This is a genomic window from uncultured Roseobacter sp., from assembly GCF_947501835.1.
Taxonomy (GTDB): domain Bacteria; phylum Pseudomonadota; class Alphaproteobacteria; order Rhodobacterales; family Rhodobacteraceae; genus Roseobacter.
On record NZ_CANMXR010000018.1, the window covers coordinates 19632 to 42974 of the forward strand.

The window sequence follows — 23343 nt, forward strand, 5'->3', positions numbered from 1 at the left end:
GTATATCGGAGAGCGCAATGATTCATAAACAAAACGTGCGGGCATTGTGTCTATTTGGCGCAGCGATCCTGGTATCACCCGCCTGGGCGACCGACCTGCAGGACCTGCACCTCGACGTCATCCCCCGCACCGATGAGGAACGCGCCCGCATTCAGTCCATCATCGCGCCGACCGAGGATTTCACCCAGGCAGAACAGTTCGAAGCAAATGCCGCAGGTGCTGCAACCGTGCGCCCCGCCACCAACTCAAATGCCTTCAGCCAGCCCTCGGGGAACATCTCTTTTGAACGGGAACTGGACTTCAAGGTTGGCAATGGTCTCTTCAAGAAGCTTTGGGTGTCGTCGCCCTCTTCCACCCTTGCATCCGATGGATTGGGCCCGCTCTATAACGCGCGGTCCTGTCAAAGGTGCCATTTGAAGGATGGGCGCGGCCATCCGCCCGAGAACCCGCAGGATACCGCAACCTCCATGCTGGTGCGGATCTCGGTTCCGGCTGACGCATCAGCCATCGCCGAGATCGAAGACTACATTTCGAGCGCGCCCGACCCTGTCTATGGCGGCCAGATACAGGATTTCGGCATTGCCGGACACCCCGCCGAAGCACAGATCGACATCAGCTATACAGAGATGCCCGTCGAGCTGTCGGAGGGCGAAACAGCATCACTGCGCCAGCCTGTTCTGCAGCTTACGGATCTCGGCTACGGCCCGCTGCATCCCGAGATAATGACCAGTGCCCGCGTCGCGCCGCAAATGATCGGGCTTGGCCTACTGGACGCGATTCCAGCGGCGGAAATCCTTGCACGGGCAGACCCGCAGGATGCGGATGGCGACGGGATTTCCGGGCGCGCGAACATCGTCTGGTCCACAGTTTATGATCGACCGATGCTGGGGCGCTTTGGGCTCAAAGCCGGCCAGCCCAGCGTTTGGGAACAATCCGCCGGCGCATTCCATGGCGACATCGGCATTTCGTCCACCTTGCACCCAACGGGATATGGGGACTGCTCGCAAAAGCAACCCGAGTGCCGTACCGCACCTGACGGCAATACGCCTGCCCACAACGACGCAGAAATTTCCGACGTCGGCCTGGAACTGGTATCGTTCTATTCGTCCAATCTGGCGGTACCCGCGCGTCGCGATGTGGATGATCCACAGGTTTTGCAGGGCAAGCAGGTCTTCTATGAGACGGGATGCATCTCCTGTCACACCCCCAAACACGTCACCCACCGGCTGGACGGGCAGCCGGAGCAAAGCTTCCAGCTGATCTGGCCCTACACCGATATGCTGCTGCATGACATGGGGCCGGGCCTGGCAGACAATCGCCCCGAAGCCCGCGCCACCGATCAGGAATGGCGCACACCTCCGCTTTGGGGCATTGGCATGACGCAACAAGTGTCCGGACACACCTATTTTCTGCACGACGGGCGCGCCCGCAACCTGCTGGAAGCCATCCTCTGGCATGGCGGCGAGGCGGAAGCAGCTAAATCACGTGTCGTCGAGATGCCCAAAGCAGACCGCGACGCCCTCATCCGCTTTCTGGAGAGCCTATGACCCTTCGTAGTGTCACATTTTGCTGCGCCATCATCTTTGGTAGCCCCGCTTTTGCCGATTTGATCGCGGTGCGCGATAACCACATCCTGCCACGATATGCGGCGTTTACCGAAGCGGCGGGGGCATTGGAGACTGCGGCGGAAACGGATTGTACGGCAGCGGCGGTTATGCCCGCGTATCATGCGGCGTATGACACCTGGATCGGCGTCAGCCACATCCAGTTTGGACCGATTGAGGCGCGTGGCACCGCCTTGTCCCTTTCCTTCTGGCCAGATCCAAAGGATCGCACTGGCAAAGCGATGACCCGGCTCATGGCCGATGAGGACCCGGTGGTTGCGGACGCAGAGGCCTTTGCCCAGGTCTCGGTCGCGGCGCAGGGGTTTTCTGCACTTGAGCGCCTGCTCACTGACCGGCAGGATAACGCCGAATATGCATGCACCTACACGCAGGCGATTGCAGGGCATATTGCACAAGCCGCGCGCCACCTGTCTGCCGACTGGCAAGGGGGTTTCGGTGAAACCTTTGTCACCCCCGGCGCGGCGGGCAACACCACCTATCTCAGCCCCGGAGATGCAGACCGCGCGGTCTATACCGCGCTGTCGACCGCTTTGGAATTCATGCACGATCAGCGGCTGGGCAGACCGCTGGGCACGTTCGACCGACCACGACCAAATCGGGCCGAAGCGCGCCGCTCGGGGCGCAGCGCCAGACATGTGGTGCTGAGCCTGGAAGCCCTGCAAGAGATGACAAACGCCTTTTCCGAAACCCCCCTACCCGAGGTTAACAGCGCCTTCACAGCGGCCATTGACCGGGTGCAAGCTCTCGAGGATCCCTCCTTTGCCGGGGTCGCCGTGCCTGCTGAACGGTTCAAAATCGAGGTGTTGCAACGCAATATCCGCGATCTTCAGGTGTTGATCGCGGATGATATCGGGGCCGCCCTTGGCATCAGCGCCGGTTTTAACGCGCTGGACGGGGACTAAGATGCAGACGCGGCGCAGCTTTATGCAGGCAACGGCGGCTGCCGCCACTTTTCCGACAACCAGCTGGGCCGCCGCCGGGGCGCCAACACATCTGAGTGCCGCGCGCAAGACAGATGGCAGCTACCACCTTGTCGGGTTGCGCGGCGATGGCAGGATCGCCTTCACACAGCCACTCCCGGGCCGAGGCCATGCCGCTGCGGCCCACCCGGACCGGGCCGAGGCTGTCGCATTTGCCCGCCGCCCCGGTACCTTCGCACTGGTGCTGGAGTGCTCAGAGGGTACCGTCTTGCAAAGGCTTCACGCTCCTGAAGGACGACACTTTTATGGTCATGGCGCGTTTTCCCGAGATGGGCGCAGGCTCTACACAACCGAAAACGAGATCGAAACCGGCGCCGGGCGCATTGGCCTCTGGGATGCATCCAACGAATACCGACGACTGGGTGAGCTGTCATCAAACGGCATCGGCCCGCATGAGATCATCCGATTGCCCGGCACCGACACCCTTGCCATCGCCAACGGCGGCATCCGCACCCACCCTGACACCGGCCGGGAAAAGCTCAATCTCGACACGATGCAACCGAATCTCGCGCTTATGAGCGCGGAGGGCGAGATTTTGGAAGCCGCAGAGTTACCCGCCCCCTTGCACCAGAACTCCTTGCGCCACATCGCCGGATTCAACGATGGGCGCGTCGCCTGTGCGTTTCAATGGCAGGGCGATGTCTATGCCTCCCCGTCGATTGTTGGCCTCTACACACCGGGCGTCGGGCTTCAGCTGCTCGAAATGGACAGCGGGTTTCTATACGGGCTGGATGGGTATGCAGGCAGCATCGCCACCGTGGGAGGAAACCAGATCGGCATAACCTTTCCGCGGGGCGGCGTGGCGCAAATTATTGATTTAAAAAGAGAAACGTCAAAAATTTTGCGCCGGGCGGACATATGTGGCATTGCCCGCGCAAACCAGGACGCGCTGGCGACGGATGGTTTGGGCGGTGTGCAACGGATTGATGCCGGCGGCACAACCACCCTTGCCCAGCACCCGCTGGCATTTGATAACCACCTGATCGCCATTGGGTAACTCGCCCCGGATGGTGGGCAACCACCGCCACTAGGCAGCCTTCAAGGCTTCGACATAATCGCCCGGCAGATCGAATTCCTGCAGGACACGGGCCCGCATATCAGCGGACATCTTTCGAGCCGTTTTCGTGACGATGCCAAGCACCTTTTCATCCGCATGTTTTTTGGAAAAATCGGCGAAATACCATTTCATGAACACCATGCAGATGGTGTCCTCCAGCGCCTGCACCTCGGCATCCCGCTTGATGCCTTCCTTTCGCAGCAAAACACCCACGCGCGCGCAATCTTCAGCGTCATAACCGGCATCCGCCATCAGACCTGCCAGTCTTTCGCCATGCGCACGCCCAAGATCGCGACGCCATTGCAAATAACCCGCCCGCCCTTCTGGATAGTCTGTGCGTTTGGACAACCACCGCTCGATATGCTGCCCCCGCGCCGCAATCTGCAACACCTCGGAAACATCTGTCCCGAACAGCCGCCCGAGCTCCGCGCTCATCCTTTGACCATAGATCAGACAGGCCCCATCCGGGTCCTTTGCATTCGCCGCATCGATCTTTTCCAAAACTGTATTCAGCCTGTCGGTCATGCGTTTGCGCTCCAGTCTTGTGAAAGGTTCCCATCGGCGAACACGGTTGGTTCCTTGTCTCAGGCTAACATAGTTCTGCGCGATTGAAACACTGTTGGCGTCCCCTGCCCGACCACGAGAACAGGCAACTTCAAGAGGTCCGCTGCCGTCCGACTAAGACAGGTTACGCCCCATCCAGACCGTTCGGGAAAGCGGGCAGGGTATTTCATCGAAGCCCTGGCTGCGCCAAAACCGGAGCGCACGCGGGTTTTTGGCGTTGGCAACGATATGAACGGCGGTGACCCCAAACTGTGTGGCAACCTCCACCCAATACTGCAGCAATCGGCGGCCAATCCCTTGCCCCTGCAGCACGGGGAGCAGATTGAGATGAATATGCGCGGGAAATCGTGCCACAACCTCCGCAGGCGCTGTTTCCGGTACATGGATCATATGGCTGCGCCGCGCATCCGCCGACCAAGTGGCCTGAAGGGCTTGATCGGGTTTGGGATACTGCGCACGCAGTGACGGCCACCATTCAGCTTCGAGCAGCGTCTCGAAACGCGAGGTATCTGCCGTTCCGACGCAGAAGCCTGCAACCTCTTTCTCTCGCCCCACGACAAATGCCAGATCCGGCTCAAATCGCAGATAGGGCGCGGAGTAAATATGACCCATCATCTTCGGGTCAGCATAAAGACGGGTTGCATCGCCGCCAAGATGACCCGTTTCAAGCGATATGCGATAGAATGCGTCGGCATCGGCAGGCGTGGCTCTTCGGATTTCATTCACGCGGTCACCTCTCACTGCTCGGTGTGGTCAAACGGGCGCGCACATCAAGCCCCCATGCCAAACCGGCTCCTCTTTACAACATTGGCAACCGATTCTTGTAAGACCGTGTTTCCCGAAATGGTGCCGTTTGTTCTGCGTCGGAACAGGGGGCTAAAATTCGGGGTGACAGCGTTGCGGGCAAGGTACCTTTCAGCCATTGGCTCCCCTGGCCCCAACAGACCCATTTTCAAACCTCGATCATAGGAGACGCCTTTATGAGGACCAATTCTATCCGTGCCACCGCCTAGATGATCACCCTCGCGCCCACATCACCCGCAGCTCGTGCTCCACGATCAGTTCTTGTGGCTCAACACGCTCGAAACGGTCCTGCCATACAATGAAGGTACAACAGCGCAGTGCTTTTTTGATTTCTTCGTGAACTTTTCTGATGACGACACGCAGATCGAAGGAGGGCAACCCGGTGGATGTGCGCGCCCTGCCCTTATGGGCCTGGTTCGCGATCATTAGGGCGTTTGGCTCTCTCCCAGTGGGCAAAGCGCATGATCTTCCTGCCCCGCTGCAGTCTCGCGCAAATGCGCTTCCCACAGCACAAAGCCCGCCTGCCGATCAACGGCAAACAGCCACCCGACCAACCAGCCGGGATAAGACCTGAACCCGTCGATACGCGACGCCCGCAGAAAAGCGTCAATGCCTTCGTCACAGAAAGATAAGCGGTAGGCATCGTCGATGAGCATCCGGAAATGGGTCGCGCGAGGCGTTCAATCAGACAGAATCATCTTAACTTGTTGTTTTTATTTATAATTTATTCCGCGTTAGTCAGGTTACCCGTGGGTAACCGCACTGTACACAACATAAATTCTCCGGTTGCCCGCGGGTAACCCAACGCATTACCGCACCGTCACGCCCATGCCGAGTGCTTCTTCAAACGCCCGCACAGCGTCTTCGAGGCGGTCCTTGGGGATGGTCGCGAAATCGCGCTCGCTCACCAGACGGCACTCACCCTGACGAGCGGTCACCTTGGTCTTACCAACGAAGAATTCGAACTTCTGTTTCGCGGGAACCGTCTTGGGCGCAGCCGTTCGCCCCCTCTTCTCACTCTCCAGAAAACCCGACAGAACCCGGCTCTGCGCTTCGGGCGTGCTGCACTCCGCCAATTGCGCTCTAAGCTCCGCAGCTTTCTCTTCACTGCCGATCACCCGCGCCACATCAACGCCAAGGTTCCGCGCGACGGCCTTGGGCCACTTCAAGCTATCGCCCAAAGTGGTGAGCAGAAAGACGAAGTTCCGAATATAAGATCGCTTTGTCTTGTGCAGCGCCCCATAGAGCCGATTGACCAATTGTGCCGGATCCGCTTCGTCGATCCCATCGTCCTGCGCTGCCGTGATCGCCACCTGGGCCATCTCGGCAAAGGTCAGATCCTCGCGCACAACGTTTTCTTCGACCATATCCACATAGCGCGAAATACGATCCGATTGGCCCGGCTCCACCCGCGCGACGATTGTCGCGAAATCTTGCTCGCCCGTTTCGCTCAACAACTGCGACAGCGCCGTGAACCGCCGCCAGCCCTTTTTCAGCTGATGGCGACCATCAGGCCCCTGATAGACCTCGACCGGCTCTTTCTGCCCACGCTCGCGTATCGACGCCTTCAGCTCTTCCATTTCATCCGAGGCAGCAACGGCTTCAAGCTCCAAGCGGTCCCGCGGCAAATCATCGGTCGCAATGTCACTGAGCGCCAGCTGGACGAGCACCCTGCCCTCTTCTTGCGCAGCGCGGAAAGCTTTGGCGTCCTCCGCATTTTGGCGGCGCTGTGCCACTTTGGCCTCAGTCGTCTCCTGCAGGCTTTCAGCCACGTCACGCACCGCAGCCCCCATGGGCCCCGGCGAACGCTCGCGACGGGCCCCGGTGGGCTTTGCATCAAGGGGTTCGAAGCCGAATTTATTTTTACTGCTCATTCTGCGGCCTCCTTTCGGGTTCCATTGTGCTTCCAGGCCGCAAGCACGGTTGTGCGAAATTCTGCGTAGGCCCGATCAAAACTTTGCCGTGCGCGCTTCCAGGTTTCCCGCGTCATCTGACGATAGTCCTGCTCGTAGACGGACATCTGGAACCGGCCGGATTGCTCCACCGCGCGCGTCATTTCAATGGGGTTGGCGCAGACATCCGCGCCGAATACATTCTGAAACGCATCCATCATCGCCAGGTGCAACGGGTTCGCGCCCTCGTAGCGGGTCATCAGCAACCGAATATCGCTGAACTGTTTTGGCAAGGTGATGCCCGCATCAGCCGCCAGCGACGCGAAACCCACCGAGATGTCCGCCATCGCATCGCCAAGCTGTCCCAGATAACTGGTTGTGCTGTCATATTCCCAATATCCAGGGCCCGACGGAATATAGAGGATGTCCGCGGCAAAGGCCGCATTCAGGGACTGATAGCCGATCGCTGGCGGACAGTCGAAAATGATGATGTCATACTGATCATCCGGCAGCTCATCGAGGTAGCGCGCAACACAGCCAAAAAAGCTCCATGCTTTATGCAGCGACCGGTATTGCGCGCTGGCAAATTCAACAAAGGCCGCATTGGCGCAGGAAGGGATAATGTCGATGGTCGGCCAGCACGTCGGCTGAATGAAATCCTGAAACCGTTGTGCGCCAATCGACCGCACATCATCCGGCAACTCATCAGAGGACGGGTAGGGGCAATCATCCGGATCGTCATATCCCTCCATGATCCGATCCGCTTCGCGGCAGAGATCGCGGCACATGATGCCCCAGACCGTATTCCACTCCTTGACCTCGGTAATCCCCATCGAGTGGGTCAAGGTGGCCTGTGGGTCGAAATCGATGCACAGCACGCGGTAGCCGTCGAGTGCTGCGGCATTGGCGAGATGCTGTGCCACGACAGTCTTGCCAACGCCCCCCTTGAAGTTCGAAACCGCAACCCGCATCGCACGCCCCTTAGGCCGCTCCGGTAACAGGTCTCGCCCCCTAAAACGCACCCTGCGGCGCAGCTCATTAATCTCCTGCAAAGAAAACCAGCGTTGTCGGCCATCTTCTTCTGTCAAACCCTGCGGCAGGGAAGGGTCTTCCGCCAGTTTCTTGCGCAGCGTGTCTGCCGGCACATCGAACATGAACTGACTGATCTCCCAGATCGAGAAGGGTCGAAGCTCTTTCACCTCACCTGGTGAAAAGGTCGCCCTGCGCACCGCAGCTTGCTGGGCCAGGCTGCGTTCATTCATTGTCAGAAGGTCGTTGAAGTCTCTCATGGCGCTGCTCGTGCTTTTTCGGGTTGCTCGATGAATAACGGGATTTCATGATTTGAGCAAAAGGAATTTTCGATTTCTCAAAATCCTGAGTTTTCCCGCCGAACCAGGAGATTGCCGCATCTTGTGAAATATTTGGTGACAGTCAGAGACTGATTTGGTGATATACGGTGTCACGAGGGGCACGATTTGGTGACAGCATCAATGTCACCCTTAACCAATATACCCTTTCAAATTGATATTTTTAGTTTTTTCCGGATTTTCCCGTTTTTCGCGTCCTGTTGACAAAATACGGGATTTCAGCGTTTCTTAACCCGTGAATGGAATCGGTCCAGAGAGATCGGAATTCGAGGCAAACAGGATTGTAGAAGCAGTGGGCAGAAATTCAAAATGGAACCGCAAAAACTGACGGGACCGGAAGCCGGGCCCCTGAAATATGATGTGCTTACGGCCTTGTCCGTTGCCGGGCTGAATGGGTCGCAGACACTGCAGACCTCGTTGATGCGTTTGATCGCATTGATCACGGCGCGCTACAATTGGCGTACAAATGAGCTTTCGGTTGGACAGCGCGACATGGCGCGCATGTGGTCGGTCAATGAACGCACGGTTAAACGCGAGATGAAGCGGTTAACGCAAAGCAACCTGCTGATCTGCAAACGCAGCGGTGTGCGGGGCAGGGTAGGGGCCTACAGCCTCAATTTCCGACAGATCGCGGCGCTTTCAGAACCCTCTTGGTCTTTGGTAGGGCCTGATTTTGATCATCGTATGCGCCAAAGATATGGCGAAGAGGAGGTCAAGGTTGTTCAGTTGAAAACCTATGTGCGACCAACCGAACCTGATCGCGCACCAAATCCCACACCCAGCACCTGGCAGAATGCGATGGCAAATCTGGCCCGGGAACATCCCAACCTCTTTGAAGCATGGTTCACACGACTGCGCTTTGTCCGTTTCGAAAAAGGGGTACTCCGCTTGAAAGCCCCCAGCGTGTTTGTTCAGCGCTATATAGAGACACACCACATTCGCCTGCTTGCGGGTGTCGTGGAAGCGGAATTGGGGCCGATTGATCAGGTCCAATTTGAGCCATAGCGCGCACCGCAAAAGCTTATCTGCAGATCGGTGTGATCAACTTTTTCACATGACGGGTGACGATAGCATAATCTTCGTGCTACGGTTGTATTCAAAAGGGATACATTATGGCTCATATTTTTGCTTCGGATCGGGCTCAGAAACCCCGGAATGCGGCTCAAGCGGCAAGCCGCTCGGTGGCGGGGTCCCCGCTTGAGAACCTGCAACAACACGCGGATGCCAGCGGTCACCCGCAAAATCTCAAGTCACTTCAGCGCGCGGCAGAGCCTGTTCAACGCATCGAAGACGAGGAAATGCTGCAAGGCAAAGCCAAGAACGGATCTTTGGCCACCGACCCTGTGCAGTTGAAGGCTGGTGATGGATCGTCCCAGGGTTTGCCGGCTTCGCTTCAAAGCGGGGTTGAGCAGCTGTCCGGCGTCGACATGAGCGGCGTTCAAGTGCACTACAATTCTTCACGACCGGCGCAGTTGCAGGCGCATGCCTATGCGCAGGGTCAGGCGATTCACCTCGGGCCCGGTCAGGAAACCCACCTGCCGCATGAAGCCTGGCATGTGGCGCAACAGGCGCAGGGGCGGGTGCAACCCAATGGTCAGGTTGCAGGTCAGGCCCTGAACGATGATGCCGGGTTGGAACGCGAGGCGGATGTGATGGGCGCGCGGGCGATGCAAGAGGGAAATGCGTTAGAGCGTGACTAGGCGCTGTACGAAAACCTGACGCTTTCACGGACCGCACCCACGCAATGCCAAAGTACCTTCTTAAGCTTCTATCCTGTCTGTTGCCGATGCCAGCCTGCGTCGCACTGTTTGTTTTGATCCCGGCAACCCTTGTTCCACAGGGTGCATCAGCGTCCTGCCAGGCGCCAGACGCCAGCGCCGACGTGGTGGTTGCCATCCGCAATGCCGAACCCTTCACCTCACGCAGTCCAAGCGGGCTCGATGAAGGGTTTTCCGTCGATATCTGGACCTCGATTGAGCATGAATTGACCTCAAACGGGTTGATGGCCAAAAGCGACATCATTCTATGTAACAGCATCGATGATCATCTGCGCGCCCTAGAGAGCGGCGCGGTGGATGTGGTCATCTCCCCCCTGACCATCACCGCAGAACGGATGCAGGGGTTTGATTTTTCACAGCAATACCTGCAGTCCGGTCTCACGCTGGCGCATCGTTCCACCAGCGCAATTGATTTCAGCGAAGCCACTGGTGTGATCCTGCAGACCATTTCGCAACCGGGGGTTATTCGGGCAATTCTGGTGTTCCTGGCGATCAATCTCGTGCTTGCCGTGTTGATCCGGGCGGCGTTGCGTGCGGGCGGCTCGGGGGAGGAGATCGACACCGGGCTTGGGCATTGGTTCGACAGCATGGTTGAGGCCTTAGTCCGCACAATCGGTCTCAAGGGTCTGTCCGACCAATTCCGGACCCGCTGGGGCCGACTGCTGGAAATTCTCATGGCGCTTCTGGGCACTGTGCTCTCTGCGACAATATTGGGCGTGCTGACCACAGCTTTTGTGGGGTCCATCGGCGGATTGGACGTCACACCGGCCGAACGGCTGCCGGAAAAGCGCATTGCCACGCTAGAAGGGTCGACCGCTCAGGCCTTTTTGATCGCGCAATATCCCGAAACCGAAGAAAACACGACGCACTCCTTGTGTAGCGTGCCGACCGCAGCCGATGAGAGTGACACATGCCTTGTCTACCAATCCTGGTCCGAGGCTGTTGATGCTTTGGACCGCGGCGAGGTAGAGGCCGTGTTGGGGGACTGGGTGGCGCTGACCTATCTGTCGCGGACGGATCAATATCTGGACAGGATCTCCGTGGATTCAAAGGTCTACCGAAACGAACCCTATGGGTGGGGCGTTTCGCGCGATCGAAGTGATTTGCGCCGCGGCATCGACAAAGCCATGATCGAGCTTATGCGCGACCCCAAATGGCGCAAACGGGTTGAGGCCTATCTGGGCGTTGGCACTGTGGCCCCGAACTGATGCGTGACCATGAGGACGCAGATATGGCTCCTGACCGTAAAGACATCACTTCGTCGTACCACGCATATTTCACGTCTGGTCATTATGATCGTCGGTATCCCAGCCCGAACAAAACGACCTGGCAGCGCATTTGCGATATCGTATCGCCATCCACCCATCTGGTGGATTTCGGCTGTGGCAGCGGCAGGTATCTGTTGCGTCTGCAGGGCAAGGTGGCACAGGCCGCAGGCTTTGACATCAGCCCGGCCGCCATCGCGCTCCTGAAAGAGCGCGCCGCACAGATCGGTTGGGACGATCTGGCGATCTTGGGTCCGGCGCCGGACGCCTTGCAGAACTACATTGAAAGGGTAGGGGAGGCAGACGTGGTGCTCTGTCTTTTCGGCGTGCTCGGACATATCGAGGATGCGCAGGTGCGTCATGATGCGCTGCGCCAGATGCATCGTGCCCTGAAACCAGAGACCGGGCGCCTGCTGATATCAGTGCCTAACATGGCCCGCCGCTTCTTTGCCGAACAGCGCGTCGCCGGTCCGGATGCAGGTGGTGCCATACATTATGAACGCCGCATGGACGGCACCCATGTGGTCTTGCCCTACCAGCTGTTTGACCCCGCACGCCTGTGTCGCGAGTTGGCGGCGGCGGGTTTCGAGTTGCGCAGTCTGAAAGCAGAGAGCGTTTTGCCGGAGAGCTGGCTGCTGAACAACGCGCTTGCACGCTGGGTCGACAGCGTCCTAACGCCGTTCTGCCCGGCCCGCTGGGGGTATGGTATCATTGCGCTGGCGGTGCCCGCGTGACCTGTCTGATGCGGCTGTGCCTGTTGGGGCTGATGCTGCTCGCTGGACCGGTCCTGCCGCAAACCGCTGAAACGCCAGCCACGGAACGCCGGGCAGAGATGCCAGAGAACCCGCAGGGACGTCTGGATCACATATTGCGGCGCGGCACCCTGATTGTCGGGGTCAAGGATGACTATCCTCCGATGGGGTACCGTGATCCGTCCAACGGCGGGATCGTCGGGTTCGAGCCCGACATGGCCCGTGCGATTGCGGCGCGGCTTGGCGTGGCGCTGGATCTTGTGCCGGTGACCTCCAACAACCGGTTGGGCCGTGTCAATCAAGGGCAAATCGATCTGGTGATCGCGACCATGGGCGATACGGCAGAGCGCAGGGGGCAAGCGGGGCTGATTCAACCCAACTACTATGCCAGCGGTGTTGCGCTTTATGGGCGCAGCGATCATCCCTATACCGATTGGGGGCAGCTGCGTGGACGTCCCGTGTGTCTGGTGCAGGGGGCATATTTCAACCGTATTCTGGATGACACTTACCTTGTGTCGGCGCAATACTACCCGAGTTCACGCGATGCTTTGCTGGCCTTGCGTCAGGACGCCTGTGTGGGCTGGGCCTTCGACGATGTCGCCCTTGTCAGCCTGGCAGCAGAAGAGGCCGATGCAAACTTTACCGTCAAATTGCCGTCGATCCTGGCCACACCTTGGGCGATTGCTGTGGCGCAGGGTGAGGAAACTGCGGATTGGGGTCTGTTCCTGTCTGACCTGATGGCAGAATGGCATGCGCAGGGTAAATTTCTGGAACTGCAGGATAAATGGGGTCTTTTGCCGAACCCCTATCTGACAACCGCGCAGGAAATATGGGCGCGGAGCGGGGAGGACGGGTTTTACTGCGCCCGTGATCCCGAGACCGGCGATTACACGGCGACCTGTGTTACCACGGATGTGCTGCGCACCGGCGCGCCGCCGGTTGATGTGCCGGCATGGGCCGAGGCGATCCAAGACGCGACCGGTTGGGATTTGTCCGTTTTGTTCGATGCATACGACCGCACGCGGCTGACCCGCGGACTTGGCATGACACTGGCGCTGAGCCTCTGCGCGATTTTAGGGGCGCTCTTGATCGGCATCACGCTGGGTCTGATCAACGCAGGCCTGTCACAGGCTGCCCTGCTGGGGCGCCTGTTCCGGGCGCCTGTTCTGGCGATCATCACGCTGGCGCGGATGACGCCGCCGATCCTGCAGCTCTATATTGTCTTTTTCGGTCTGGGCGGGCTGATGAGCAATGCCGGTCACGTCACGCCCGGCGCCTTTGTGACGGCGGCGCTGATCTTTTCCTTCTACGCCGGTGCCACCAATGCGGTGCTGATCACCCACGGTCTGCAGCAGGAGCGCGCGGCACACCCCGAAGCCGACCTCATACATGCTTTGCCAAAGGCTTTGATCCGGTCCTATGACGGGTTGGTCTCCACCTGCGTGAATATTGTCAAAGCGGCAGGTATGGCCAGTGCCATCGCCCTGACAGAACTGATTGCAACGGTGAACCTGATCATCACCGAAGGCGGCAATGCTTCCGTGCTGATGAACGGGCTGCTGGTGCTCTATTTTGTCTTTGTCATGTCCGTGCTTTGGCTGTTCCAGCGGGTCCGGCGCGTGTTGCTGCGCGCGCCCATATCGCGACCGACTGTGCAGGGGTTGAGCGAATGATCGATGTTCTGATCGACCGCACCCCCTATCTGGCCGGCGGCTTCGCGATGAACTTGCTGATCTCGGCGCTGTCGATGACCTTTGGCACGACCGTGGGCTTGGCGATTGGCAGCTTACGTGCGCGGGGCGGATTTATTGGCAAACCGGCGCGGCTGGCCACGGATGTCTGCCGCAATGTGCCCAGCTTTGTGTTGATGTTCTACATGGCCTTCATGCTGCCCTCGGAGGTGGAGATCGGGGAAGCAATCTACAAAGTGCCGCTCTGGCTCAAGGCCACGCTTGCCTTGACGTTTCCGGTGATCGGCTTCGCGTCCGACCAGACGGTGGGGTATTTCCGCCAGAAGTCAGCGGGTGTGCATGGCGCGCGCGAGACCTTTATCGTCGCCTGGGTACAGTACTTCCTGATCATCATCATGGCCTCCGCAACCGCCTCGGTGATTGGTGCGGATGAGATCGTCGGGCGCGCCAATATCGTGATTGCCAGCGGCAACAGCCCGCTGTTTCTGCTCACCACATATATGTATGTGGCGCTCTGGTTCATCACGACGGGATTGATCGTGACCAGCATCAGCAAAAGTATCATTCGCTCTTAAGTTGGTCTTGACGAATAGTGATCGCCAAAAGATTGTTCACTCATGAGTTGATTTCTGCGGCAGCATGTCTACGCTGCCGTTACGGAAACTGTTTTGGGGGCTGTCGATGTCGGTCGGATTTTCTGGACCTGGCACATTCATCAAGACCATTGCGATGGGAACGACAGGCTTGTGATCGATCTTGCCTTGGGACTTGTGGCGCAACGCCTCAATAGCCATTTGGCGGCGCGCTACGGCGTGCAGGACGATCTGGTGAGTCTGTCACCCTTGACCGATGCCGAAGGTAAACCGGCTGCGGATGCGCGCAACCGGCTGGTCCTGTTTCTGACAAACATCGCCCAGGACGCAACGCCGCGCACCGGGGCCAGTCGCGGCTCGGTACAGGTGATGCAGGCCCAGGCGATCCACCTTGATATCTATTTCATGCTGGCCTCCGCCTATGACGCCGAAACCTATGCCGAGGGGCTCAAACTGATCTCCGCGGCGCTGACCTATTTTCAGGCCAACCCGGTGATGACACCGCGCAACACGCCAGACATGCCGCAGGGTTTGAGCCAGTTGAGTCTCGACATCTCCAACCTCCGCGTTGAAGAGATGGGTCAGATGTGGGGCAATCTGGGCGGGCGCTACGTCCCGTCGGTCATGTTCAAGATGCGCTCTGTGATGATCGACGCGGGCGTTGTCTCCGAAGTTGTGCCGCTGATCACCAGACCCGGGCAATCGGCCGGGCAGGGCGGGGAGGCATCCTGATGGCCTACCGATCAATCCTGACCCTGTCGCTGGCACATGAGTACTACGGATCGGACGCCATTCCGTTGCAAGTCAGGCCCGCCGATGCGCCAGCTTTTGACAAGGCGGGGCTGTTGATCCGCCAGCGTGGCAACACCGTTCAGGTTCTGGCAGATGATGCCGAGGCCCATCCCGACACACTGTCGCTGGACGTGCTGGCCCAGACGCCGGATGTGTTTGTGGTCACCAAGGGTGCTGACTGGCGCAATGTCCTGATGTTCGATCTGAGCCTCGACACAGAGGCGCTGACCCTGGATCCGGATCAGGCCCAGGACAAGTTGCCCCAGCACCGTGCAGAGCGGCTTGCCCGTCTTAATTTTGCGATGGCGCATGATGCGACGCGATCCTTCGATCTGTCGTTTGAGGCCGTCGAAGCACTCTGGGCCTATCATGTGACCGGTGGGCAAAACATCGAAGACCTCGAGGTCGTTGACCCGAAGGCACATGTCTCCTTTTCCGCGCAGGGCCAGGTGATCCTGCCCAATGGTCAGCAGGCTTTTGTCATCCGCTCGGATGTGCCGGTACCGGCCCGCGCCCGCCCGGATCAGAAATTCACATTACAGCGGCCCAGTGCGTTCGGGCCCGAAACACTTGTACCAGTCCTTCCCGCAGCGGGGATTTCGTTCAAACCGATCGAAGAAGAGCAGGGCGGCGCTGCGCGCCTGCAATCAGACATTTACGTCTCACTATGGTGAAGGAGAGCTGAAGATGGCCATGAAGACGCCGGGCGTTTACATCGTTGAGAAAAACGCATTCCCCAATTCGGTTGTGCAGGTCGCAACCGCCGTTCCGGCCTTTATCGGTTACACCGAGAAAGCGGTAAACGGTAACGTTTCCTTGTCGAACACGCCGTGGCGGATCACGTCCATGTCGGAGTTCCACAGCTATTTCGGCTATGCGCCTGACCCCAAGTTCGAGATCGTGCCCTGGGCGGAATTCGACGACGTTTCGCCCCTTTCACCTGAGGGTGCCGCGAAACCGGCCGCCTTGCCACGTGCGAAATTCACCACCCAGGGCCCACAGGGTCAGGAAGAATATGAGCTCAAGCAGACCAACAAGGCCTATGCGCTTTACGGGGCGATGCGGCTCTTTTTCCAGAACGGCGGCGGGCCCTGCTACATCGTTTCCGTCGGCACCTATGCCGATGATGAGATCGACGCCAATAAGATCATGGCCGGGATTACCCTGCTGAAAAAAGAACCGGAGCCCACGATGGTGGTCATTCCGGAGACCACGCGCATGGTGCGTCAGAACGCGGTAAAGGTGCAGCAGGCGATGCTGAAGCATTGCGGATCGGATATGAAGAACCGCTTTGCGATTCTCGATATTTCGGGCGGGCATCTGGCGCAGGCCGATCCTCTGGGCAACCCGGTTGCCACGTTCCGCAATGACATCGGGATCAACGATCTGGACTTTGGCACGGCCTACTATCCGTGGCTCGATACCTCGATTTTCCAGTCGCGTGATTTCAACTTTGAAAACATCGACCCCAAGAGCCGCAAGATGCTCATCGGGCTGATGAAGCGCAGCGTCAAGCGCGACCCGGAAATCTCGCCTGAGATTGACCGCGTCGGCGCGCCAGTTCTGGCCGGTGACTTTACGCTGTCGGTGACGCGGGGCGGCACGGTGGCGGTGACCGAAAAGGATGTTGTGTCAGAGGACGACGACACCGGCGATGAAGATCTGATCTATCAGCTGGACGGCGGCACCGATGACATGGCCGGTGCGCTTAAAGTCGACGGCGCGGATGCCACGAGCTTTACCCAGGCGGATCTGAAAGCGGGCAAGGTGTCCTTTGTTCACACGGCGACCGCGGGTGCCAAGGGCAAGTTCGACCTGATCGTCACCGACAAGAACGGGATCGCGACAGATGCCAAGACCATCGACGTCGAAGTCGTTGGTGGGCTGCTTGATCCCGATGCCGTGGAGGCGGGTACCGCCGTTGAAATCGACGTACCCGCGGATCATCCCGGTGCGGATAAGGCGACCGTGAAGCTCATGGATTCCGACGATGCCGAGGGCAAGGCAAAGTCCCAGAAAGGTGTTGGTGACTGGACGGTCGGCAAGGCAGGCAAGGTGACCTTCAAGCCTGATCCTGAGTTTGCGGGCCCCGAAGCCGTCGCAAGCTACACGATTGTCGCCGGTGACGGGGCGGAGACCGCGCCTGCCTTGCTGCGGGTTCTGATGGACGGGCCGGTCACAGGCCCGGTATTCGACAATCCATCAGCTGCGACAATCGACAAGACGCTGCGCGCCACGGTGCTGCTCTATACGGATGTGATGAATGAGATCACCGCCTATATGAACGGGATGCCGCCCGCGGCTGCCATGGCCGGGATCTACACGGCGGTCGATGCCAACCGCGGTGTCTGGAAAGCCCCCGCCAATGTGTCGGTGAATTCCGTGGTCGGGCCCAAGGTCAACATCAACCACGAGGAACAGGAAAACCTCAACGTCTCCACCACCGGTAAATCGATCAACGCCATCCGGCCGTTTGTGGGGGAGGGGACCCTGGTCTGGGGCGCGCGGACGCTGGATGGCAACAGCCTGGATTGGCGTTACATCAACGTGCGCCGCACGATGATCATGATTGAGGAATCGATCCGGCTGGCCTCCAAAGCCTATGTGTTTGAACCCAATACGGCGCAGACCTGGGTGACTATGCGCTCAATGATCGAGAATTTCCTCACGTCGGTCTGGAAAGCGGGCGGCCTGGCGGGCGCTGTGCCCACGGACGCCTTCAGCGTGCATGTGGGTCTGGGCGAAACCATGACGCCGGTCGACATTCTGGAGGGGATTTTGCGGATCACCGTGTTGGTCGCGGTGACGCGCCCTGCGGAATTCATCGAAGTCACCTTCCAGCAGCAAATGCAGAAATCGTAAGACACGACATATCATAAAGGACGAAGACTATGGCAGATGATGGTTCCGCCCAGACACAGGCGGTTTGGCCGCTTCCAAAGTTCCACTTTCAGGTAAAGTGGGACGATACGGAGTTGGCGTTTCAGGAGGTTTCCGGCCTCGATATCGAAACCCAGCCGCTGGAATACCGAGCGGGTAATAACCCGGTGTTTTCCACGATCAAGATGCCCGGCATGCTGAAAACCGGCAATATCACCATGAAGAAAGGCGTGTTCGTCAAGGACAATGCCATTTGGGATTGGTTTGCGGAGATCAAGATGAATACGATCACCCGCAAGGCGCTGACGATCTCCTTGCTGGATGAGGCGCAGGCCCCGACGATGGTCTGGAAGGTGCAAAATGCCTTCCCGGTCAAGGTGACGGGCACCGACCTGAAGGCTGAGGGCAATGAGGTCGCGGTGGAGAGCATCGAGATCGCGCATGAAGGGTTCGTCATAGAGAACGCGTAATCTCATGCAGTTGATGGACCCTCCCGTCGCGTTTCATTTCGTGGTGTCCTTTGTGGGATTGATCCCACCGGTGCCCGATATGGCGTTTCAGGAGGTGTCCGGACTGGAGAGTTCCATTGATCTGGAACCGCTGGTGGAGGGGGGCGAAAATCGCTTTGTCCACCAGCTGCCCAAATCGGTGAAACATCCCAATCTCGTGCTCAAGCGTGCGGTGACAACAATGGCCAGTGGTCTTGTGCATTGGTGCAAATCCACGCTTGAGGGCGATTTCTCCGATGCCATCGTGCCAAAGGACATGGTTGTGTCGCTCTTGAGCGAAAACCAGATCCCCGTGACAAGCTGGTCGATTGGGAATGCCTATCCGATCAAGTGGACCGTGAGCAATCTGGACGCCATGAAAAACGAGCTGGCGATTGAGACAATCGAGCTGTCCTACACGACGATCAAGAGGATGATGTAATGGCGGTGGAAATTGGCAGTCTTGTGGTGCGCGGCACATTTGGTCAGAGCGCGGGGCAGGGGGGTGTGAGCCCGCAGGAGCTCGAAGAACAGCTGATGCTGATGCGTCGGACGATGATCGATGAGATGCGCGACATGATCGAAGAAGCACACCGCCGCGCGCAGGAAAGGTAATCGGTGGCCAAGCTCAAGATCATTCGCTGCAAGATCAACAATGATCAGATCGAGGAGCAATCCGGCGATGACAACACCTTTGAAGCGACCATCAACCCCGAAAAATATACCCACAAACTGGGTCTGAAATACTCTGGCGCGTCGCCAGCGGGGGGCGCTGGTGCCATCGGCAAATCCGCGGCAATCACCAAGTTTTCCAGTACCGAACCGGAGAAACTGGATTTCTCCATCACCCTGGACGGCACCGGTGTGGTGGAGAGCACGCGCGAGACCACGGTTGCCGATCAGATCGTGAAACTGCGCGACATTGCTTATGATTACGATGGGGACACGCATGAGCCTAATCCGGTCAAGGTTGTCTGGGGCGAGGGGCTGGAGGCTTTCTTTGGACGCCTGACGAGCATGTCCGTCGACTACACCTTGTTTCATCCGGAGGGTGCGGCACTTCGAGCCAAGATCACCCTGTCATTTGTCGAGGCCGTGACCGAGGCACAGGAAGCGCGCGAAGCGGGCCGATCTTCGCCGGACATGACCCATGTGGTTCGTGTGCGCGAAGGCGATACTCTGCCGCTTCTGTGCCAGAAAATTTACAGCGATGCCTCACGCTATATGGAAGTGGCGCGGTTGAATAATCTCGACAATTTCCGGACGCTGGCGCCTAATACGCTTTTGCGCTTCCCGCCAGTGAGGTAAATCATGGCCGATAGCCCGACAGCGAATGCCGACGGTCCCGTTGGGGTCACGATCAAGGTGGATGGTACCGCGATTGCAGATTCCCTGATGGTTGCTTCGGTGAAGGTTTTCAAGAAAATCGGGCGTATTCCGGAGGCGGTCGTGACCATCGAGACCGGGTCCATCGCGACAAATGAGTTCGACGCCATCGACAGCACGGGTTTTGACCTCGGCAAGGAAATCGAGATTTCGGCCTATTACGGCTCGGGCACCCCCGGGGAGATCTTCAAGGGCGTGATCTACGGCAAGCGGATGCGCATTCGCAATCCGCATCCGCCGCGCATGATCCTGACCTGCCGTGACAAGGCCGCTGCGTTGAACGTGATCGAGAAAACCGCGCAGTTCATGGCCCAGAAAGACAGTGACGCAATGTCCCAGATCATATCGGATGCCGGGCTCACTGCGGACGTCAGCGCGACCTCGACCAGCGCGCGGGATCAGTTGCAAAACAACACGACAGATTGGGATTTCCTGCGGGCGCTGGCGGACCGCAATGGGTTCATCCTGCTCGCGGAGGCGGGCACAGTCACTGCCAAGGAACCGGATGATAGCGGGTCGGCGGTTTTGACCCTGACCCTGGGGGTAGACATCATTGACTTTGATGTTGCCGCCGATACCGGGCATTTGCTGGGGGCCGCTTCCGGCACGTCCTGGGACGATAGTGCGCAGGAGACGGTCTCAAAAGATGGTGATGCGCTGCCGACGCAAAACTGGGGCAATCTGACCAGCACGGCGCTTGCCGATGTGATTGGCGCGCAAGAGCATCACTTCGCGGTCCCCGATATCATTGATGCAGCGGATATCGGCGTTATGGCATCCGCACGGACCCTGCGATCCTCCCTGTCGGCCTTGCAGGGGCGGTGCAGCTTTATCGGCAGTGCGCTGCCCTTGCCGGACACGGTTCTTGAGCTCACCGGGGTGGGCGATCGTTTTGGTGGCAAAGCTTATGTGTCCGCTGTCGAGAACACTATCGAAGACGGTGAGTGGCGCACGGAAGTCACGCTGGGGTTGCCGGGGGATTGGCGCTCCGACACTTCCGATCTGGGAGGGGCAGATGCCGCCGGGTTGACCACGCCCATCCACGGTTTGCAGATCGGGAAGGTCGTCAAGATCACCGAAGACCCAGACAGCCGATTGCGTGTACAGATCAACCTGCCGATGTTTGGAGAGAAGGATACGCTGGTCTGGGCGCGCTATGCAGCCCCCTATTCGACGGCAGATGCGGGCATTCAGTTCATGCCCGAAGTGGATGACGAGGTTGTTGTCGCCTTTTTGAACGCGGATCCCAATGCCCCCGTGATCCTTGGATCGCTGCACAATGGATCGAATGCGCAACCCTATGCGCCGGATGAACCCAACACCTATAAGGCCATTGTCAGCAAATCGCTGATCAAGATCGAATTCGAGGACGCAAAGAAAATCCTGACGCTGGAAACACCGGGCGGGCATAGCGTTGTGCTCGACGATGAGGCTCAGACCATCACAATCACCGACAGCAACGGCAATTCCATGGAAATGGCCAGTGCCGGCATCACCCTGGACAGCCCCGGGGACATCACGCTGAAAGCCACCGGGAACATTGCCCTTCAGGCCACCGGGGACGCCACCGTTGAGGGTATGAACGTGTCCCTGACCGCAAACACACAACTGACTGCCTCCGGCAATGCTGGCGCAGAATTGTCCGCAAGCGGGCAAACGGTGGTCAAGGGCGCCATTGTGATGATCAACTAGGAGGACATGCCATGCCACCCGCCGCCAGACTGACCGATATGCAGACCTGCCCGATGGTGACGGGTGTCGTGCCGCATGTGGGCGGTCCGATCATCGGACCCGGTGAGGCAACGGTGTTGATCGTGAGCTTGCCCGCGGCGGTTGTGGGCGACAATTGCACCTGCGTCGGGCCGCCTTCGACCATCGCCAAAGGGTCGGCCACAGTCATGATCGGCGGCAAACCCGCCGCCCGCATGGGCGATACAACCTCTCATGGCGGTGCCATTGTCCTTGGCGCCCCAACCGTATTGATCGGAGGCTGAGATGGCGCAGAACGATCCTTCGTTTTTGGGGCGCGGCTGGTCTTTCCCGCCCCGGTTTGATGGCCACACCGGGCAGGCCTATCTCTCCCAGGCCGAAGAGGACATTGTTGAGAGCCTGCGCATTCTGATGGAAACCCGCCCGGGGGAAAGGGTCATGCATCCGACCTACGGGTGCAAACTGCACGACCTTGTCTTTGAGCCAATGAACGGTGAAACCCAGGCGGCCATCCGAGTTGCCATCACACAGGCCATCTTGTTTTTTGAACCGCGCATCACGCTGAAGTCGGTGTCGGTCGTGCCCAGTGATTGGGCCAACGGGGTTCTGCGGGTCGAGCTTGGATATACGGTCAACCAGACCAACACCCGCCACAATATGGTTTTCCCGTACTATATCCGAGAAGGCACACTGGTTTCCGATTTGCCGATCCCGGTGGAGTAATCCGGATCGTGGCAGGTTTAAACAACATAATTACCATTATGAAAAGATGCGGGCGACGTCCTTGTCTCATCCTCACGACCACTGCTTTGGCGCTGACCAGTTGCGGGCCGATCGATGCCTTCAAATCCAGCGCAGTCGGTGAACGGTTGGGACTGGCGCCAATTGTTCCCTGTGAAGTGACCAAACTTGAAGGCAAGCGCCTGATTGGTGCCTATCTGCGTCAGGTCACGGTCACCGAAGGCTATGACATGTTTTCGATCACCGGTGTGCCGCGCAACAGCGGGCTGCCGCGCAATCTGAATTTCGACGACAGCAAAATCCGGCGTTTGTCACAGCTCAGCGAGGGCGGCTTTAGTGGGTCTCGGCGCAGCACGATCACGCCCCGGGCGGGGTTCCCCAAGTCCGACACGCTGCCTGCGGTCTACGATATGACCTACCGGGCGGAGCGCATCGACTATGCAGGCCCTCTTGTTGTGGGGACAAGTGCGGCGGGTTTCGAAATTCCGACCACGGGCCGGGCGCTTTATAGTGGTCCCGTCCAACTGTCTCTGAATCTCTTTCTCGCAGACGGCACCGTGGAATCCTCAGCCGCACAAGGCCGGTTCAACGCCGATATCGGGTATGGCTCGGGCCGGGCGCTTTTCACCATTTCAGCGTTGGAGACAACCGACGGCAACGCCCTTCCCTTTGAGAGCCTGACCTGGGCCAACCTGGGCGTTTGCGGCACCCGCGTGGTCAGCAGCGGTCAGGGCAACATAAAGGTGGTGACCGAAGAGGGTCGCAAAGTCAGCCCGTTCATCACCGGGCGTTCTGTCGTTCCCGCGCGGTCGAATTTCGAGTCGATGCAATTCGCCAATCAGGATCGTCCGGCCCCGCCAGAGGCCTTTGGAGGCATTTTTTCGATTGAGAGTGACGTAGGGACACTTTCAGCCGTATTCCTGTCGGATAATTCGCCCTAGGCGGGAACCTTTGTCTTGCGCCAAACCAATGGTTGCT

General features: G+C 58.7%; 26 protein-coding genes. 20 read left to right on the forward strand and 6 right to left on the reverse strand.

Going from position 1 to position 23343, the window contains the following annotated elements; translation table 11 throughout:
- The first annotated feature begins 17 nt into the window (after window positions 1-17).
- The 3 genes from Q1A20_RS23540 to Q1A20_RS23550 are packed head-to-tail and all read left to right on the forward strand — an operon-like array spanning window position 18 to window position 3602.
- Entirely contained in the window at window positions 18-1547 is a 1530-nt protein-coding gene (locus Q1A20_RS23540; RefSeq protein ID WP_299410757.1) for a di-heme oxidoredictase family protein, read from the forward strand.
- A complete protein-coding gene (locus tag Q1A20_RS23545) occupies window positions 1544-2527 on the forward strand; it encodes an imelysin family protein (protein WP_299410759.1) in 984 nt (327 codons plus the stop codon). The genes Q1A20_RS23540 and Q1A20_RS23545 overlap by 4 nt, the downstream gene beginning before the upstream one ends.
- 1 nt (window position 2528) lies before the next feature.
- Window positions 2529-3602: a DUF1513 domain-containing protein gene (locus tag Q1A20_RS23550; protein ID WP_299919096.1), complete on the forward strand. Its 1074-nt coding sequence runs from the start codon at window positions 2529-2531 to the stop codon at window positions 3600-3602.
- Between the two features lie 30 nt (window positions 3603-3632).
- Here Q1A20_RS23550 and Q1A20_RS23555 read toward each other — a convergent pair whose 3' ends face one another.
- The 6 genes from Q1A20_RS23555 to Q1A20_RS23580 all read right to left on the reverse strand — a co-directional run bounded on the left by Q1A20_RS23555 (window position 3633) and on the right by Q1A20_RS23580 (window position 8211).
- On the reverse strand, window positions 3633-4187 hold the full coding sequence (locus Q1A20_RS23555; protein WP_299410762.1) for a DUF4202 domain-containing protein: 555 nt from the start codon (window positions 4185-4187) through the stop codon (window positions 3633-3635).
- A gap of 153 nt (window positions 4188-4340) precedes the next feature.
- The gene (locus tag Q1A20_RS23560; RefSeq protein WP_299919099.1) at window positions 4341-4952 is read right to left on the reverse strand and encodes a GNAT family N-acetyltransferase; all 612 of its coding nucleotides are present in this window, start codon (window positions 4950-4952) and stop codon (window positions 4341-4343) included.
- A 291-nt stretch (window positions 4953-5243) separates the two neighbouring features.
- On the reverse strand, window positions 5244-5456 hold the full coding sequence (locus Q1A20_RS23565; RefSeq protein WP_299410765.1) for a hypothetical protein: 213 nt from the start codon (window positions 5454-5456) through the stop codon (window positions 5244-5246).
- On the reverse strand, window positions 5456-5686 hold the full coding sequence (locus Q1A20_RS23570) for a hypothetical protein (protein ID WP_299410767.1): 231 nt from the start codon (window positions 5684-5686) through the stop codon (window positions 5456-5458). Before Q1A20_RS23570 ends, Q1A20_RS23565 begins: the two co-directional genes overlap by 1 nt.
- 153 nt (window positions 5687-5839) lie before the next feature.
- Window positions 5840-6904 (reverse strand): ParB N-terminal domain-containing protein, encoded by a 1065-nt coding sequence (locus Q1A20_RS23575; RefSeq protein ID WP_299919101.1) that lies wholly within the window; start codon window positions 6902-6904, stop codon window positions 5840-5842.
- Window positions 6901-8211, reverse strand: a complete 1311-nt coding sequence (locus tag Q1A20_RS23580) for an AAA family ATPase (RefSeq protein ID WP_299410771.1) — start codon at window positions 8209-8211, stop codon at window positions 6901-6903. Before Q1A20_RS23580 ends, Q1A20_RS23575 begins: the two co-directional genes overlap by 4 nt.
- A gap of 387 nt (window positions 8212-8598) precedes the next feature.
- Here Q1A20_RS23580 and Q1A20_RS23585 point away from each other — a divergent pair, with 387 nt between their 5' ends.
- The 17 genes from Q1A20_RS23585 to Q1A20_RS23665 all read left to right on the forward strand — a co-directional run bounded on the left by Q1A20_RS23585 (window position 8599) and on the right by Q1A20_RS23665 (window position 23306).
- Window positions 8599-9294, forward strand: a complete 696-nt coding sequence (locus Q1A20_RS23585) for a DnaA N-terminal domain-containing protein (protein ID WP_299410772.1) — start codon at window positions 8599-8601, stop codon at window positions 9292-9294.
- A gap of 107 nt (window positions 9295-9401) precedes the next feature.
- Window positions 9402-9989, forward strand: a complete 588-nt coding sequence (locus Q1A20_RS23590; RefSeq protein ID WP_299410774.1) for a DUF4157 domain-containing protein — start codon at window positions 9402-9404, stop codon at window positions 9987-9989.
- A gap of 44 nt (window positions 9990-10033) precedes the next feature.
- Window positions 10034-11275: an ABC transporter substrate-binding protein gene (locus Q1A20_RS23595; RefSeq protein WP_299507525.1), complete on the forward strand. Its 1242-nt coding sequence runs from the start codon at window positions 10034-10036 to the stop codon at window positions 11273-11275.
- A gap of 23 nt (window positions 11276-11298) precedes the next feature.
- Window positions 11299-12066: a bifunctional 2-polyprenyl-6-hydroxyphenol methylase/3-demethylubiquinol 3-O-methyltransferase UbiG gene (locus tag Q1A20_RS23600; protein ID WP_299919106.1), complete on the forward strand. Its 768-nt coding sequence runs from the start codon at window positions 11299-11301 to the stop codon at window positions 12064-12066.
- A complete protein-coding gene (locus Q1A20_RS23605; protein WP_299919109.1) occupies window positions 12063-13757 on the forward strand; it encodes a transporter substrate-binding domain-containing protein in 1695 nt (564 codons plus the stop codon). Before Q1A20_RS23600 ends, Q1A20_RS23605 begins: the two co-directional genes overlap by 4 nt.
- Window positions 13754-14350, forward strand: a complete 597-nt coding sequence (locus Q1A20_RS23610; protein ID WP_299410780.1) for a hypothetical protein — start codon at window positions 13754-13756, stop codon at window positions 14348-14350. Before Q1A20_RS23605 ends, Q1A20_RS23610 begins: the two co-directional genes overlap by 4 nt.
- Before the next feature lie 93 nt (window positions 14351-14443).
- Window positions 14444-15100, forward strand: coding sequence for a DUF4255 domain-containing protein (locus Q1A20_RS23615; RefSeq protein WP_299410782.1), 657 nt, complete (start codon window positions 14444-14446; stop codon window positions 15098-15100).
- On the forward strand, window positions 15100-15834 hold the full coding sequence (locus tag Q1A20_RS23620) for a hypothetical protein (protein WP_299410783.1): 735 nt from the start codon (window positions 15100-15102) through the stop codon (window positions 15832-15834). Before Q1A20_RS23615 ends, Q1A20_RS23620 begins: the two co-directional genes overlap by 1 nt.
- Window positions 15835-15847: 13 nt before the next feature.
- Window positions 15848-18022, forward strand: a complete 2175-nt coding sequence (locus tag Q1A20_RS23625; RefSeq protein ID WP_299410785.1) for a cadherin-like domain-containing protein — start codon at window positions 15848-15850, stop codon at window positions 18020-18022.
- A gap of 29 nt (window positions 18023-18051) precedes the next feature.
- The gene (locus Q1A20_RS23630) at window positions 18052-18510 is read left to right on the forward strand and encodes a phage tail protein (protein ID WP_298976495.1); all 459 of its coding nucleotides are present in this window, start codon (window positions 18052-18054) and stop codon (window positions 18508-18510) included.
- Between the two features lie 4 nt (window positions 18511-18514).
- Window positions 18515-18970, forward strand: coding sequence for a phage tail protein (locus Q1A20_RS23635; protein WP_299410787.1), 456 nt, complete (start codon window positions 18515-18517; stop codon window positions 18968-18970).
- Window positions 18970-19143, forward strand: a complete 174-nt coding sequence (locus Q1A20_RS23640) for a hypothetical protein (protein ID WP_298976492.1) — start codon at window positions 18970-18972, stop codon at window positions 19141-19143. Before Q1A20_RS23635 ends, Q1A20_RS23640 begins: the two co-directional genes overlap by 1 nt.
- A gap of 3 nt (window positions 19144-19146) precedes the next feature.
- A complete protein-coding gene (locus tag Q1A20_RS23645; protein ID WP_299410788.1) occupies window positions 19147-19836 on the forward strand; it encodes a peptidoglycan-binding protein in 690 nt (229 codons plus the stop codon).
- Between the two features lie 3 nt (window positions 19837-19839).
- Entirely contained in the window at window positions 19840-21606 is a 1767-nt protein-coding gene (gene vgrG, locus Q1A20_RS23650) for a type VI secretion system tip protein VgrG (RefSeq protein WP_299410790.1), read from the forward strand.
- An 11-nt stretch (window positions 21607-21617) separates the two neighbouring features.
- Window positions 21618-21908 carry a PAAR domain-containing protein gene (locus Q1A20_RS23655; protein WP_298976488.1) on the forward strand — a complete coding sequence of 97 codons (291 nt, stop codon included), beginning with the start codon at window positions 21618-21620 and terminating at the stop codon, window positions 21906-21908.
- 1 nt (window position 21909) lies between these two features.
- Entirely contained in the window at window positions 21910-22347 is a 438-nt protein-coding gene (locus tag Q1A20_RS23660) for a GPW/gp25 family protein (RefSeq protein WP_299410792.1), read from the forward strand.
- Window positions 22348-22523: 176 nt separating this feature from the next.
- Complete coding sequence (locus Q1A20_RS23665) at window positions 22524-23306, forward strand: hypothetical protein (RefSeq protein ID WP_299919115.1); 783 nt, start codon at window positions 22524-22526, stop codon at window positions 23304-23306.
- Window positions 23307-23343 lie beyond the last annotated feature (37 nt).

Coding starts and splice junctions, on each gene's coding strand:
- Q1A20_RS23540 (WP_299410757.1), top strand. CDS start 18: ATGATTCATAAACAAAACGTGCGGGCATTGTGTCTATTTGGCGCAGCG.
- Q1A20_RS23545 (WP_299410759.1), top strand. CDS start 1,544: ATGACCCTTCGTAGTGTCACATTTTGCTGCGCCATCATCTTTGGTAGC.
- Q1A20_RS23550 (WP_299919096.1), top strand. CDS start 2,529: ATGCAGACGCGGCGCAGCTTTATGCAGGCAACGGCGGCTGCCGCCACT.
- Q1A20_RS23555 (WP_299410762.1), bottom strand. CDS start 4,187: ATGACCGACAGGCTGAATACAGTTTTGGAAAAGATCGATGCGGCGAAT.
- Q1A20_RS23565 (WP_299410765.1), bottom strand. CDS start 5,456: ATGATCGCGAACCAGGCCCATAAGGGCAGGGCGCGCACATCCACCGGG.
- Q1A20_RS23570 (WP_299410767.1), bottom strand. CDS start 5,686: ATGCTCATCGACGATGCCTACCGCTTATCTTTCTGTGACGAAGGCATT.
- Q1A20_RS23575 (WP_299919101.1), bottom strand. CDS start 6,904: ATGAGCAGTAAAAATAAATTCGGCTTCGAACCCCTTGATGCAAAGCCC.
- Q1A20_RS23580 (WP_299410771.1), bottom strand. CDS start 8,211: ATGAGAGACTTCAACGACCTTCTGACAATGAATGAACGCAGCCTGGCC.
- Q1A20_RS23585 (WP_299410772.1), top strand. CDS start 8,599: ATGGAACCGCAAAAACTGACGGGACCGGAAGCCGGGCCCCTGAAATAT.
- Q1A20_RS23590 (WP_299410774.1), top strand. CDS start 9,402: ATGGCTCATATTTTTGCTTCGGATCGGGCTCAGAAACCCCGGAATGCG.
- Q1A20_RS23595 (WP_299507525.1), top strand. CDS start 10,034: ATGCCAAAGTACCTTCTTAAGCTTCTATCCTGTCTGTTGCCGATGCCA.
- Q1A20_RS23600 (WP_299919106.1), top strand. CDS start 11,299: ATGGCTCCTGACCGTAAAGACATCACTTCGTCGTACCACGCATATTTC.
- Q1A20_RS23610 (WP_299410780.1), top strand. CDS start 13,754: ATGATCGATGTTCTGATCGACCGCACCCCCTATCTGGCCGGCGGCTTC.
- Q1A20_RS23620 (WP_299410783.1), top strand. CDS start 15,100: ATGGCCTACCGATCAATCCTGACCCTGTCGCTGGCACATGAGTACTAC.
- Q1A20_RS23625 (WP_299410785.1), top strand. CDS start 15,848: ATGGCCATGAAGACGCCGGGCGTTTACATCGTTGAGAAAAACGCATTC.
- Q1A20_RS23630 (WP_298976495.1), top strand. CDS start 18,052: ATGGCAGATGATGGTTCCGCCCAGACACAGGCGGTTTGGCCGCTTCCA.
- Q1A20_RS23635 (WP_299410787.1), top strand. CDS start 18,515: ATGCAGTTGATGGACCCTCCCGTCGCGTTTCATTTCGTGGTGTCCTTT.
- Q1A20_RS23640 (WP_298976492.1), top strand. CDS start 18,970: ATGGCGGTGGAAATTGGCAGTCTTGTGGTGCGCGGCACATTTGGTCAG.
- vgrG (WP_299410790.1), top strand. CDS start 19,840: ATGGCCGATAGCCCGACAGCGAATGCCGACGGTCCCGTTGGGGTCACG.
- Q1A20_RS23655 (WP_298976488.1), top strand. CDS start 21,618: ATGCCACCCGCCGCCAGACTGACCGATATGCAGACCTGCCCGATGGTG.
- Q1A20_RS23660 (WP_299410792.1), top strand. CDS start 21,910: ATGGCGCAGAACGATCCTTCGTTTTTGGGGCGCGGCTGGTCTTTCCCG.